The following is a 12,649-nucleotide window of genomic DNA, read 5'->3' as shown; positions in this document are numbered from 1 at the left end:
GGAGTTCCTCATGGACGAAAACAAGACCCCGGCTCAGCAGGCCCCCGATACGGCCGCGCCGGAAACCACAAACATCGAACAGACTACCCAGCCGGAAACCGCCCCGGCTTCGGAAGGCACGGAAGCACCGAAGGCCCCAGAGGCCCCGGAAACAGCCGCCCCCGCGCAGAAGGCCGAGCATGGCGCACGCTGGCGTCACGCGCTCTGGCGCGGCATCGCGGGCGTGCTGGCGGCCGTGGTGCTGCTGGCGGCCTCCGGCTTCGGCGTGTTCCGTATCGCTAAGGGCGCGCAGAGTATCGAAGGCACGTTCGACGCCGACCCCGGCACGTTCGTGCAGCACGACATCATCTTCATCCTCGACACGTTCGAAGACCCCGCCGGCGGCAGCGCGCAGTACGCCGTCGTGCCCATCGGCGGGCAGCTCGTGGCCTTCCGCTTCCCCGCGCGGTGGGACGCCTCGGTCAAGACCATTGCCAATGCGACCACCAGCGTCCTGCAGGGCCAGAGCTACTCCATCGACAGCTTCATCCGCGTCACCGGCACGGTCAAGGCCATGCCGGAGGCCGTCTCGTCCGAGATCTACAGTTGGTACACGGACAACCATGACTATCTGCAGAAGATCGGCGCGATCGGCGACAGTGACGACGCGGCCGACTACCTGCCCGACGCCATCGTGCGCGTGGACTACGTCGGCGGCATCCCGCAGGGCTGGGTCGAGGGGCTGACGGTCGCGGCCGTTGCCTGCCTGATCTATGCCATCGTCGTGTTCATCCGCATCCTCTGCGGCAAGTATGACGAGCAGAAGCTGCCGGACATCACGTTCGAGCTCGTGGACATGACGCCTGAGACCCCGGCCGACCCGGAAACCACACCGGAGGAGACCCCGGAGGCCGCAGCCGAGCCGGAGACCGCTCCGGAGGAAACGCCCGAGGCCAAGCCGGAAGCGGAAACCCCGGCCGAACCGGAAGCCCCGGAAACCCCGGCCGAGCCTGAAAAATCTGACGAAACCGAGGACACGCCCGATGCCTGAGCACAAACTGTGCGTGCCGTGCCTGTTCGGGCTCGAGGGCCCGCTCGGCAACGAGCTGCGCCACATGGGCCTGCGCGGCGTCATGCCCGAAAACGGCCGCGTGCGCTGCACGGGCACGGACGCGGACATCGCGCGCATGAACCTCCGCTGCCGCTTCGGCGAGCGCGTGCTGCTCGAGCTGGGCAGCTTCCCCGCCCCGACGTTTGACGCGCTCTTCGAGGGCGTGAAGGCCCTGCCGTGGGCGCAGTACCTGCCCGCGGACGCGGCCTTCCCCGTCAAGGGCTACAGTCTGGAGTCGGCGCTGCACTCCGTGCCCGACTGCCAGAAGATCATCAAAAAAGCCGTCGTCGAGTCGCTCAAGCAGCGCTATCATGTGACGTGGTTTGCCGAGACCGGCGCGCTGTACCAGATCCAGTTCTCGCTCGTGCACGACACGGCCACGCTCTATCTCGACACGACCGGCACGCCGCTGCACAAGCGCGGCTACCGTCCGGCGCACGTGGCCGCGCCCCTGCGCGAGACGCTGGCCGCCGCGCTCGTGGACATCGCGGGCTACCGCGGCCGGGGCGATTTCTGCGACCCGTTTTGCGGCAGCGGCACCATCGCCATCGAGGCGGCGCTGGCCGCCAAGGGCCGCGCACCGGGGCTGAGCCGCGACTTTGCGGCCATGCAGTGGGCGTGGCTGCCGGCCGGGGTCTGGCCGCAGGCGCGCGAGGAAGCGCGCGCACGCGAGTTTCACGGCGAGTATCACATCTTTGCCTCGGATATCGACCCCCGCGCCGTCGCCATGGCGCGCGACAATGCCCGCCGCGCCGGCGTGGACGACTGCATCACCTTCGCGGTGGCGGACGCGCGGGAATTTGACCGCACGACCGACCGCGGCGTTATCGTCACGAATCCGCCCTACGGCGAGCGCCTGATGGAAAAGCGCGAGGCCGAGGCGCTCTACACCGCCTTCGGCGCGGCCTATGCCAAAACGGAGCACTGGCGGCTCTACCTGCTGAGCTCGCACACGGAGTTTGAGCGCGCGTTCGGCCGCCCGGCAGACAAGAAGCGCAAGCTCTACAACGGCACGCTCCGCTGTGACCTGTTCCAGTACACGAAAGACGTGTGAAGCCGCATATCCGACGCACGGCCGCATATATTTCACACCGGTAGTTAAAAAATCGCAAATATTCACGATTCCCCTCTTGCGCGTCCCCGCCGACCGGGGTATAGTAATGGTATTATTTTGTCGAAAGTGCAGGAATGGAGCTATGAAACATCTGTTCATCGTCAACCCCGTCGCCGGCGGCAAGGACCGGCATGAATACGTGGCCGAGCAGGCGCGCCTCGCGCTCGAGGGCAGCGCGGACGCCTATGAGGTCTACATCACGACCGCGCCCATGGATGCGTGCGCGAAGATCAAGGCCGAGGCCGCTTCCGGCGAGGAGCTGCGGGTATATGCCTGCGGCGGCGACGGCACGCTCAACGAGTGCGTCAACGGCGCCGTCGGGCACGATAACGTCGCCGTGACCCACTTCCCCTGCGGCACGGGCAACGACTTCATCAAAATGTTCGGCGAGGAAAAGGACCGCTTTTTCGACCTGAGCGATCTCGTGCGCGGCGAAGTGCGTCCGCTCGACGTGATGGAGTGCTGCGGGCGCTACGCGGTCAACATCTGCTCCGTCGGCATCGACGCGCGCATTGGCACCGAGGTGCACCAATATCACGACAGCTATGTGCTGTCCGTCGTGGCCAACCTCTTCAAGGGCATCGCCCAGCCGCTGACCGTGCGCGGCTGCGGCATGGACTACAGCGGAGGCACGTCGCTCATCTGCGCGTGCAATGGCCGGTTCTACGGCGGCGGCTTCAACCCCATCACCGACTCCCGGCCAGATAACGGCAAGCTGGAGTTTCTCGTCGTGCGCGACGTGTCGCGCCTGCAGTTCATCCGGCTCGTCGGCAAGTACGCCAAGGGCCGCTACCGTGAGTTGGAAAAATTCATCACCCATCTCGAGGGCGGTCATCTTGAGATCGACAGCGAGCAGGATCTCGTCGTGAACATCGACGGTGAGGCGCTCTGGAGCAAGCACGTAAACTTCGACCTCATCCCCGGCGGCGTGAACTTCCTCGTGCCGGCGAACATGGCCTTCTTCCACCCCGAGACCACGGGCGGCCACGAGACGCGCGAATTTGTCCACGCCTGACGAAAAAACGCGGTCACAAAACGTTTACAAAAAAATTTCGCCAGGGGCTTGATAATCCGAAAAATTGTGGTATAGTATGATGCGTTAGCACTCCGAGGAATTGAGTGCTAACGCATCGCTTTTTTGTATTCAATATTAGGAGGCATATAGATTATGAAACTCAAACCGTTGGCAGACCGTGTGATCCTCAAGCAGTTCAAGGCAGAGGAAAAGACCAAGAGCGGCCTGATCCTGGCAGCATCCGCGCAGGAGAAGCCCGAGATGTTCGAGGTCGTCGAAGTCGGCCCGGGCGGCATGGTGGACGGCAACGAAGTGAAGATGACCGTGGCCGCGGGCGACCGCGTGATCGTCGGCAAGTACTCCGGCACCACCGTGAAAGTGGACGGCGAGGAATATTCCATCGTGCGTCAGGGCGACATTCTGGCTGTCGTCGAGTAATCCAACCGCTTTGATTTTAGGAGGCTATCATTATGGCAAAACAGATCATTTATGGTGAAGAAGCACGCAAGGCGCTGCAGCGCGGCGTGGATCAGCTTGCAGATACCGTCAAGATTACCCTCGGCCCCAAGGGCCGCAACGTGGTGCTGGGCAAGAAGTTCGGCGCTCCGCTGATCACGAACGACGGCGTGACGATCGCAAAAGAGATCGAGCTCGAGGACCCGTTTGAGAACATGGGCGCGCAGCTCATCCGCGAAGTGAGCACGAAGACCAACGACGTCGCGGGCGACGGCACCACCTCCGCCACCGTTCTGGCGCAGGCGATGATCCGCGAGGGTCTGAAGAACCTGGCCGCCGGTGCGAACCCGATGGTTATGCGCCGCGGCATCCAGAAGGCGGCCGACGCGGCTGTCGACGCCATCCGCACGAACTCCCAGCCCGTGAGCGGCACGAGCGACATCGCGCGTGTCGGCGCGATCTCTTCCAGTGACGAACACATCGGCCAGCTCATCGCCGAGGCGATGGAGAAGGTCAGCCAGAACGGCGTCATCACCGTCGAGGAGAGCAAGACCGCCGAGACCTATTCCGAGGTCGTCGAGGGCATGCAGTTCGACAAGGGCTATGTCACCCCGTATATGGTCACGGATAACGACAAGATGGAAGCCGTCATTGACGACGCGCTCATCCTCATCACGGACAAGAAGATCTCGAACATTCAGGAGATCCTGCCGGTGCTCGAGGCCGTGCTGAACGCGGGCAAGAAGCTCGTCATCATCGCCGACGACATCGAGGGCGAGGCGCTGGCCACCATCATCCTCAACAAGCTGCGCGGCACGTTCACCTGCGTGTGCGTCAAAGCCCCCGGCTTCGGCGACCGCCGCAAGGAAATGCTGCAGGATATCGCCATCCTGACCGGCGGCCAGGTCATCTCGACCGACCTCGGCATGGAGCTCAAGGACACCACGCTGGCTCAGCTGGGCCGCGCGCGTCAGGTCAAGGTCACGAAGGAGACCACGACCATCGTCGAGGGTGCCGGGGCCAAGGACGACATTCAGGGCCGCATCGCACAGATCCGCGCCCAGATCGAGACGACGACCTCCGAGTACGACAAGGAGAAGCTGCAGGAGCGCCTGGCAAAGCTGTCCGGCGGTGTTGCGGTCATCAAGGTCGGCGCTGCAACCGAGACCGAGATGAAGGAAAAGAAGCTGCGCATCGAGGACGCGCTCAACGCGACCCGCGCAGCCGTCGAAGAGGGCATCGTGGCCGGCGGCGGCACGGCGTATGTCGTGGCCAGCAAGGCCGCACAGGCGACCGCTGCCAAGCTCTCCGGCGATGAGAAGACCGGTGCGAACATCATCGCAGCCGCTCTGCGCGCCCCGATCTGCCAGATCGCGGCCAACGCCGGTGTTGAGGGTGCGGTCATCCTCGACAAGGTCAGCAAGAGCAAGAGCGTCAACTACGGCTACGACGCCGCGCACGACACCTTCGGCGACATGATCGAAAACGGCATCGTCGACCCGACCAAGGTCTGCCGCAGCGCGCTCGAGAACGCCGCGTCCGTCTCCTCCATGGTTCTGACCACCGAGTCCCTCGTGGCCGACCTGCCCGAGAAGGCCGCTCCGGCCGCTCCGGCTGCCCCGGACATGGGCGGTATGTACTGATTCCCCCCTGCCCCTGCAAAACAACAGACAAAGCAAGATCCGGCGCCCGCGATGCGGGCGCCGGATTTTTTGCTGTCTGCTTTCTTCTCTATCCACGGTGCAGCAGGCTCGCCCGCTCACGCGCCGGGCCTGCGCCGGAAATGCCCGCCGCGTTCATTGCGGATCACATCGTCCAGCCGCTTGATCATGTCCTTCGGCATATACTCCGTCAGCGCCGCCCAGATGGACTCCCGATACTGAAAAATGATCCGGTCACGGCCGATCCGCAGCAGCTCCATGCCGTTTTTCGGCACATACTCCACCTCGTTCCGTGAGAAATGCAAAAATGATGCAGACATGTACGAAAATGAATTCACGCCAAAGCCATATGTACGAATTTCATCCCACCGAAGCGTAAAGCGCCCCCAACGCGGGCTCCGGCAATGGATGCCTTCGGCATCAAAGCTGCAGCGCGTTAAAAATCGACTGAATGCCTGCGGCTTATTCGCCAAGATGAAAAATGCTGCCCCTGGAACATCTAATATAAGCATAAGTGCGATTTTTTCTGAAACAACATTGCATTCCCTGTATATCCAAATGTTCAGCGCCGTTAATGACCCGAATATCAGCATGACTATGCCAAATATATAGTAAGTCGCAGTATTGTCATAGAGTTTATGCCACTTTTGCTTCATCGCATCTCCCCGCCCGTCCGTTTCGGTCTCTGCGCCCATTCTACACACCCGCGCGCGGGCTGTCAAACCGGGCAAAAAAACAAAGCCTGACGCAAAGCGTCAGGCCTCGTAAGGTTGGCTCAGCCCCGGGCGGGCTGACAGCGTGCTACCGGTTAACAGCACACAAAAAATGAATTACTTGTTCGGGCACATGGATCTGAACTTCTCGGCCATTTCGTGGTCCCAGCCCCACTGATCATGCAGCCATCCGAGGAAGCAAAACGGGCAATCCCAAATCATGAATTTTACTCTCCTTTCGTGTTTTTGAACAATTTTTATCAGTTCCAGAAAAATATTACCATAAATCGACCGTTTTTGTCAAGTATTTCTTTCCTTTTTGTAACAGATTCGTTTTTTATGGATTTTTTGATGCATCTGTTGGGAAACCGGCACTTGCGCCCACCGCCGCCAAAAGGCAGCAAATGCACGAACGCCCGCCGGATATCCGGCGGGCGTTGGGGATTCGGGATCTGGTTTACTTCGCGTAGTCGATGGCCTTGGTCTCGCGCAGGAGATTGACCTTGATCTGGCCGGGGTAGGTCAGCTCGTCCTCGATCTTCTTGGCGATGTCGCGCGCGAGCAGCACCATCTGATCCTCCGAGACCTCCTCGGGCTTGACCATGATGCGGATCTCGCGGCCGGCCTGAATGGCAAAGCAGTTGGCGATGCCGGGGAAGCTCTTGGTGACTTCCTCGAGCTTTTCGAGACGCTTGACATAGTTCTCGATGTTCTCGCGCCGGGCGCCGGGGCGCGCAGCGGAGATGGCGTCGGCCGCCTGAACGAGGCAGGCGACGACGGTGTGGGCCTCCACGTCGCCGTGGTGGGCCTCGATGGCGTGGATGACTTCCTCCGACTCCTTGTACTTGCGGGCGATGTTGACGCCGATGGTCACGTGGCTGCCCTCGACCTCGTGGTCGATGGCCTTGCCGATATCGTGCAGGAGGCCGGCGCGCTTGGCGGTGGCCACGTCGACGCCAAGCTCGGCAGCGAGCAGGCCGGCAATGTGCGAAACCTCGATGGAGTGGTTGAGCACATTCTGGCCGTAACTGGTGCGGTACTTCATGCGGCCGAGCAGCTTGATAAGCTCGGGATGCAGGCCGTGGATGTTCGTCTCGAAAACGGCGCGCTCGCCCTCGGCCTTGATGGTGGCGTTGACCTCCTTCTGGGCCTTGGCGACCATTTCCTCGATGCGGGCGGGGTGAATGCGGCCGTCCTGAATGAGCTTTTCGAGCGCGATGCGCGCGACTTCGCGCCGCACGGGGTCGAAGCTCGAGAGCGTGATGGCCTCGGGCGTGTCGTCGATGATGAGGTCGCAGCCGGTGAGCGTCTCGATGGCGCGGATGTTGCGGCCCTCGCGGCCGATGATGCGGCCCTTCATCTCGTCGTTCGGCAGCGGCACGACCGACACGGTCACTTCGCTGGCATGGTCGGCGGCGCAGCGCTGGATGGCGGTGGCGATGATCTCGCGGGCGCGGGTATCGGCCTCATCCTTGTACTGGGCCTCGACCTCCTTGACCATGAGCGCCTGCTCATGCACGACGTCGTCCTTCAGGCTGTTGATGAGGAAGGCCTTGGCCTCCTCGACCGTATAGCCGGAGATCTTCTCGAGCAGCTCCATCTGGGTCTTTTTGAGCTGATTGATCTCATTCTGCTTGGTGTCGATCGCGGCGATCTTCTGGTTGAGGGCGTCCGTCTTTTTGTCGAGCGTGTCCGTTTTGCGGTCGAGGGTCTCCTCCTTCTGCTGGAGGCGGCGCTCCTGCTTCTGCAGCTCCGCGCGGCGTTCCTTGACCTCGCGTTCGTACTCCGTCCGGCTCTTGTGGATCTCTTCCTTGGCCTCGAGCAGGGTCTCGCGCCGCTTGCTCTCGGCACTCTTATAGGCATCATTTATGATCTGCTTGGCCTTCTCTTCCGCACTGCCAATCTCGCGCTCCGAGACCTTTTTGCGGTAAAGTCCGCCAAGGATACAACCAACCACAAGCGCTGCGATGATACAACCGAGTGCTATTGGTAACGACATATGAAATTGTGATCCTCCGTTTCTTCAGATTTTTTCTACGATATTTTTTCAAGTTGGAAAAGGCGGGCCATCAAGCGCACCCGCCGGGAACATAACGATATTCGTGTCGGCGCTCCATCCGCCGCCAAAAATATAATCACATTATTCTAACTTTATTCCGGACAGTTGTCAAGTGCTGCCGCCCCTCCGGCGGATTCTTTTCTGGACAGGGCCGCCGCGCTGTACTATAATATAGACCATCCGGCATTCCGGCGAAGGGAGGGGCAGCGTATGGCAGCGCTCCGGTACATTCTGCTCGCAGCCGCCATCACGCTCACGCTCGCGCTGCTGGCGCATCTGGTTTTGCCCGCACGCGGCCCTATCCCCCGGCGCACGGGCCGCCGCGGCGGGCTTGGCATCGCGGCGCTGACGGCGGTGTACGCCGTCGCAGCGTTCTTTAGCCTCGGCTCTGCGCGCGACCCGCAGCAGTTCTGCTCGTTCGAGGCGGGGGAATCCGCCGTGCTCGCGCTCGAGCGCGAGAGTGAAATTTTCGCCGTGTGGTACTACCCCGGTTTGTCGACCGGCGAATACACCCTCGCCTATTCGACCGACGGCGTGACCTTCACGCCCGCCGGCACGATGCCGCAGGGCTACGCCGACCTCTTCAAGTGGCTTCAGCCGGAAATGGCCGACACTGCGCCCGCAGCGGCGGCCTATGTGCGCATCACGGCGAGCGCGCACGTGGAGCTCGGCGAGCTCGCACTCTACGACCCGCAGGGCAGCCGCATCGGCGTGCGCGCCATCACCGGCCCTGCGAGCGCGGACGCGCTCTGCGACGAAGCGGACACCGTGCCCGCCGCGTCCACGTACTACAACAGTACGTATTTTGATGAGATCTACCACGCGCGCACGGCCTATGAGCACCTGCGCGGCGTGTATCCGTATGAAGTCTCGCACCCGCCGCTCGGCAAGGAGATCCTCTCGCTCGGCATCGTGCTCTTCGGCATGACGCCGTTCGGCTGGCGCTTCATGGGCACGCTCTTCGGCGTGGCCATGCTGCCGCTGATGTGGGATCTGCTGCGCCGGATGTTCCGCGACGACCGCGTGGCCCTGTGCGGCGCGGCGCTGCTGGCGTTCGACTTCATGCACCTGACGCAGACGCGCATTGCAACGATCGACAGCTTTGCGACGTTTTTCATCCTGCTCATGTACCTGTTTTTGTACCGGTACTTCACGGAGGGGCGGCTGCGCCACCTCGCCGCCTGCGGCGTCACGTTCGGCATCGGCGCGGCCACGAAGTGGACGTGTCTCTATGCCGGGGCGGGCCTCGGCGTGCTCTGGGCGCTGCACTGGATCTTTGCCGGCGTGCAGGCGCACCGGGCCGGTGACGGCCGCCGGTATCTCCGCCGCCTGCTGGGCAACATCGGCTTCTGCCTTGTGTTTTTCGTGCTCGTGCCGGGCATGATCTATTATGCGAGCTATTACCCCTACGGCGCGGCGCGCGGCCTGCACGGCGCGGGCATGTACTTCACGCGCGAATACGCCGCCATCGTGCTGGAAAACCAGCGCTTCATGTTTACCTATCATTCCGGCCTTGTCGCCACGCATCCGTATTCCTCGCGCTGGTGGCAGTGGCTGCTCGACCTGCGGCCGATCCTCTACTACCTGTCGTATGGCGACGGGACGGTGTCGACCATCGGCGCGTTCGTCAATCCCCTGCTGTGCTGGGGCGGACTGCTGGCGCTGCCGGTGCTCGCATACCGCGCGGCGAAGCGCGACCGCACGGCGCTGTTTCTCCTCGTCGGCTATCTGGCGCAGGTGCTGCCGTGGGTGTTCATCTCACGCCTGACGTTCGAATACCACTACTTCGCGGCGACGCTCTTTCTCGTGCTCGCACTCGGGTACGTGTTCGACCGGCTGCGGCAGCGCGGCTATCTCGGCATCGTGTATGCCTTCACGGCAGCAAACGGCGTGCTCTTCGCGCTGTTTTACCCCGTGCTCACGGGCGTGACGATCCCGCGCGACTATGCATGGAATGTGCTCAAATGGCTCCCGGACTGGCCGTTTTAACGCCGGGGAAATTACAGAAATCGAGGTATTGTTTATGATTGCGATCGGATGTGACCACGGCGGTTTTGCCCTCAAGCAGGAGGTCATGCGCCATCTCGACGAGCTGGGCCTTGCCTACAAGGACTTCGGCACGTACAGCGAAGAGAGCTGCGACTACCCCATCTACGGCGAGGCCGTGGCCCGCGCCGTCGCGGGCGGGGAGTGCGAGCGCGGCATCCTCATCTGCGGCACCGGCATCGGCATCTCCATCTCCGCCAACAAGGTCAAGGGCATCCGCGCCGCCCTGTGCGGCGACTGCTACTCCGCCGAGATGACCCGCCGCCACAACGATGCGAACATCCTCGCCATGGGCGCGCGCGTGCTCGGCCCGGGCCTCGCGCTCAAGATCGTGGACACGTTCCTCAACACCGAGTTTGAGGGCGGCCGCCACGCGCGCCGCATCGCCCTCATCAGCGACATTGAAAACCGCGGCTGACGCCGCCTGACCCAAAGGAGGTGTGCCGATGCGCGCCCATCGCAACGACGTTTACCGCGCCCGGCGCAGCCGGGGCAAGGCCTGGCCGGTGATCTTGTGGATCCTCGCCGGGCTGATCGTGCTGGCGGTGATTTTGTTCTTCGCCGGCCAGAAATACATTGTCTATGACAGCGACGGCTCTCTGCACGTCGTCTTCCCCATCATGGAGACGGCCGCCCCCGTCACCGAGAGCGGCCAGCCCGAGACGGTCGACACCGAGCTCGTGCTCGAGGACCCGGACTATTCCGGCATCGTCTCCGACGCGGGCAAGGGCCTCACCGAGCTGCACGGGCAGTATCTGACGGCCGACAAAATCACGCCCGACGGGCTCACGCGCGCGGCCTCCGCCGTGAAGGCGGCGGGCGGCAACGCCCTCGTGCTGCAGATGAAAGCCCCCGGCGGCACGCTGAGCTGGAAGTCCGGCGTCTCGGATGCCGCGGCCTACGGCGTCAACGGCACGGCCGAGCTTGCCGACGCGATCCAGACCGTCAAGGGGCAGAACATCTACCTCGTCGCCGTCGTGAGCACGTGCGTCGACACGCTCATGGCCGAACGCTACGCCGCCACCGCGCTGCAGACCGCGTCCGGCAGCGAGTACACCGACAGCTCCGGCGGCTGGGTCGACCCGTACAACACGTTCATCCGCACCTACCTCGTCAGCCTCTGCAAGGAGCTGCACGACCTGGGCTTTGACGAGGTCACGTTCTCGTACCTGCAGCAGCCGCTGTCCGACACGGAGGTCAAATATGCGTCCCAGAGCGGCACGCCCTCGCGCACGGACGCGGTCGTGTCGCTGGCAAAGTACCTGCGCGCGAACCTGGCCGCCACGGGCCTGCGCGTGAGCGCCGTCGTGAGCGCGGACTCCATCCTGCAAAGCAGGGCCGCGCAGTCCGGGCAGGACATGGCGGTGTTCCCGAAGCTGTTTGACCGCGTGTGCGTGTTCGCCTCGGCCGATAACGTCGCCACGCTCCAGAGCGCCATCGCGGCCGACAGCAGCTTTGACGCCGCGACGCGCTTCGTGCCGTTTCTTGCCAAGGCGCCGGAATCCGGCAGCTATGTCACCACCGGGTGAGCCCCGGCCCATCAAAGAAACCCCCGCCCGGCGTGACCGAATGGTCACGCCGGGCGGGGGTTTGTGTACGCACGATCAAAGCGCCGCTTCGCGCCGGACAAGAAAGCGCGATCTTCTCAGTCAGCCGTTTCTTGGGTGACGACGGGTTTCCCCTCTGCATCCAGCAGCGGCGTCAATCCGCCCGCATATCCGCTGACGATAAAGAGATAATTCACGCCGGTCTCTTTGTCCACATAGATCGTTTTTGCGCTCATAAAGCCGCCTTCCTGATATACGATCTCAAACCGCTTTTCTTTTTGCATTTTGTCTGGCCTCTGCATTTTGATTTGCGTCCTGCGTTCCTCTTGCCATGCAGCCGCGCGCTATCTGTCCCAGCAGGTCTGTTTGTCCGCCTCCGTGATCGGCCGAATGACCCTGCACGGATTGCCGACAGCGACCGAATCGCTCGGAATGTCTTTGACGACGACGCTGCCGCCCCCGATCACGACATTGCTCCCGATCGTGACGCCGGGCATGACCTGCACACCGCCGCCGATCCACACATGATCGCCCACGGTGATTGGGTAAGCATACTCCAGCCCCCGCTCGCGGCACTCGGCGTCGATCGGGTGGCCGGCCGTGTAAAACCCGCAGTTCGGCGCCACGAACACGTGCTCGCCGAACGTCACCGCGGCGCAGTCGAGAATGACGAGATTGTGGTTGGCGTAAAAGTGCTCCCCGAGCCGGATGTTGTAGCCGTAATCGCACCAGAACGGGGCCGTCACGCAAAACGTCTCGCCCGTTTTCCCCAGAAGCTGCTGGAGGAGCTCCCGCATCCCGGCCGCGTCTGAGGGCCGCAGCTGATTGTAGGCATGGCACAGCTCCTTGGCCCGCACGCGGTCGGCGCAGAGCGCGCTGTCGTCGGCGTCATATAGCATCCCGCGCAGCATTTTCTCCTTCTCAGTCATGGTCATTCCTCCCGTAAAT

The 12,649-nt window shown here is 62.8% G+C and carries 12 protein-coding genes; 8 read left to right on the top strand and 4 right to left on the bottom strand.

Annotated elements, in window-relative coordinates:
* The first annotated feature begins 10 nt into the window (after positions 1-10).
* From OGM61_03480 to groL, 5 genes are all read left to right on the top strand, one after another.
* Positions 11-1,030, top strand: a complete 1,020-nt coding sequence (locus tag OGM61_03480; GenBank protein UYI85144.1) for a hypothetical protein — start codon at positions 11-13, stop codon at positions 1,028-1,030.
* Positions 1,023-2,144, top strand: a complete 1,122-nt coding sequence (locus OGM61_03475) for a class I SAM-dependent RNA methyltransferase (protein ID UYI85143.1) — start codon at positions 1,023-1,025, stop codon at positions 2,142-2,144. Before OGM61_03480 ends, OGM61_03475 begins: the two co-directional genes overlap by 8 nt.
* 142 nt (positions 2,145-2,286) lie before the next feature.
* Positions 2,287-3,219, top strand: coding sequence for a diacylglycerol kinase family protein (locus OGM61_03470; GenBank protein UYI85142.1), 933 nt, complete (start codon positions 2,287-2,289; stop codon positions 3,217-3,219).
* Positions 3,220-3,372: 153 nt separating this feature from the next.
* Positions 3,373-3,657, top strand: a complete 285-nt coding sequence (locus tag OGM61_03465) for a co-chaperone GroES (protein UYI85141.1) — start codon at positions 3,373-3,375, stop codon at positions 3,655-3,657.
* A gap of 32 nt (positions 3,658-3,689) precedes the next feature.
* A complete protein-coding gene (gene groL, locus OGM61_03460) occupies positions 3,690-5,318 on the top strand; it encodes a chaperonin GroEL (protein ID UYI85140.1) in 1,629 nt (542 codons plus the stop codon).
* A 116-nt stretch (positions 5,319-5,434) separates the two neighbouring features.
* Here the strand turns inward: groL and OGM61_03455 are convergent, their stop codons facing one another.
* Positions 5,435-5,992, bottom strand: coding sequence for a hypothetical protein (locus OGM61_03455; protein UYI85139.1), 558 nt, complete (start codon positions 5,990-5,992; stop codon positions 5,435-5,437).
* Between the two features lie 514 nt (positions 5,993-6,506).
* A complete protein-coding gene (gene rny / locus OGM61_03450) occupies positions 6,507-8,048 on the bottom strand; it encodes a ribonuclease Y (GenBank protein ID UYI85138.1) in 1,542 nt (513 codons plus the stop codon).
* 270 nt (positions 8,049-8,318) lie between these two features.
* Between rny and OGM61_03445 the strand changes: the two genes are divergently transcribed.
* From OGM61_03445 to OGM61_03435, 3 genes are read left to right on the top strand one after another with little or no spacing between them, the layout of a single operon-like run.
* Complete coding sequence (locus OGM61_03445; GenBank protein UYI85137.1) at positions 8,319-10,097, top strand: glycosyltransferase family 39 protein; 1,779 nt, start codon at positions 8,319-8,321, stop codon at positions 10,095-10,097.
* Positions 10,098-10,125: 28 nt separating this feature from the next.
* A complete protein-coding gene (rpiB, locus tag OGM61_03440; GenBank protein ID UYI85136.1) occupies positions 10,126-10,572 on the top strand; it encodes a ribose 5-phosphate isomerase B in 447 nt (148 codons plus the stop codon).
* Between the two features lie 28 nt (positions 10,573-10,600).
* Positions 10,601-11,683 (top strand): putative glycoside hydrolase, encoded by a 1,083-nt coding sequence (locus OGM61_03435; GenBank protein ID UYI85135.1) that lies wholly within the window; start codon positions 10,601-10,603, stop codon positions 11,681-11,683.
* A gap of 116 nt (positions 11,684-11,799) precedes the next feature.
* Here the strand turns inward: OGM61_03435 and OGM61_03430 are convergent, their stop codons facing one another.
* Both OGM61_03430 and OGM61_03425 read right to left on the bottom strand, forming a co-directional pair.
* Entirely contained in the window at positions 11,800-11,985 is a 186-nt protein-coding gene (locus OGM61_03430; protein ID UYI85134.1) for a DUF6440 family protein, read from the bottom strand.
* Positions 11,986-12,045: 60 nt separating this feature from the next.
* A complete protein-coding gene (locus OGM61_03425) occupies positions 12,046-12,630 on the bottom strand; it encodes a sugar O-acetyltransferase (GenBank protein ID UYI85133.1) in 585 nt (194 codons plus the stop codon).
* Positions 12,631-12,649 lie beyond the last annotated feature (19 nt).

The sequence above is a fragment of the Clostridiales bacterium genome, assembly GCA_025757645.1.
Classification (GTDB): domain Bacteria; phylum Bacillota; class Clostridia; order Oscillospirales; family Oscillospiraceae; genus CAG-103.
This window is presented reverse-complemented; position numbering and strand designations above follow the sequence as displayed.

What these genes read in the sequence shown, in the direction of transcription:
- OGM61_03445 (UYI85137.1), top strand. Translation starts at nt 8,319, where the DNA reads ATGGCAGCGCTCCGGTACATTCTGCTCGCAGCCGCCATCACGCTCACG.
- OGM61_03470 (UYI85142.1), top strand. Translation starts at nt 2,287, where the DNA reads ATGAAACATCTGTTCATCGTCAACCCCGTCGCCGGCGGCAAGGACCGG.
- OGM61_03430 (UYI85134.1), bottom strand. Translation starts at nt 11,985, where the DNA reads ATGCAAAAAGAAAAGCGGTTTGAGATCGTATATCAGGAAGGCGGCTTT.
- OGM61_03455 (UYI85139.1), bottom strand. Translation starts at nt 5,992, where the DNA reads ATGAAGCAAAAGTGGCATAAACTCTATGACAATACTGCGACTTACTAT.
- OGM61_03480 (UYI85144.1), top strand. Translation starts at nt 11, where the DNA reads ATGGACGAAAACAAGACCCCGGCTCAGCAGGCCCCCGATACGGCCGCG.
- rny (UYI85138.1), bottom strand. Translation starts at nt 8,048, where the DNA reads ATGTCGTTACCAATAGCACTCGGTTGTATCATCGCAGCGCTTGTGGTT.
- OGM61_03435 (UYI85135.1), top strand. Translation starts at nt 10,601, where the DNA reads ATGCGCGCCCATCGCAACGACGTTTACCGCGCCCGGCGCAGCCGGGGC.
- OGM61_03465 (UYI85141.1), top strand. Translation starts at nt 3,373, where the DNA reads ATGAAACTCAAACCGTTGGCAGACCGTGTGATCCTCAAGCAGTTCAAG.
- OGM61_03425 (UYI85133.1), bottom strand. Translation starts at nt 12,630, where the DNA reads ATGACTGAGAAGGAGAAAATGCTGCGCGGGATGCTATATGACGCCGAC.
- groL (UYI85140.1), top strand. Translation starts at nt 3,690, where the DNA reads ATGGCAAAACAGATCATTTATGGTGAAGAAGCACGCAAGGCGCTGCAG.
- OGM61_03475 (UYI85143.1), top strand. Translation starts at nt 1,023, where the DNA reads ATGCCTGAGCACAAACTGTGCGTGCCGTGCCTGTTCGGGCTCGAGGGC.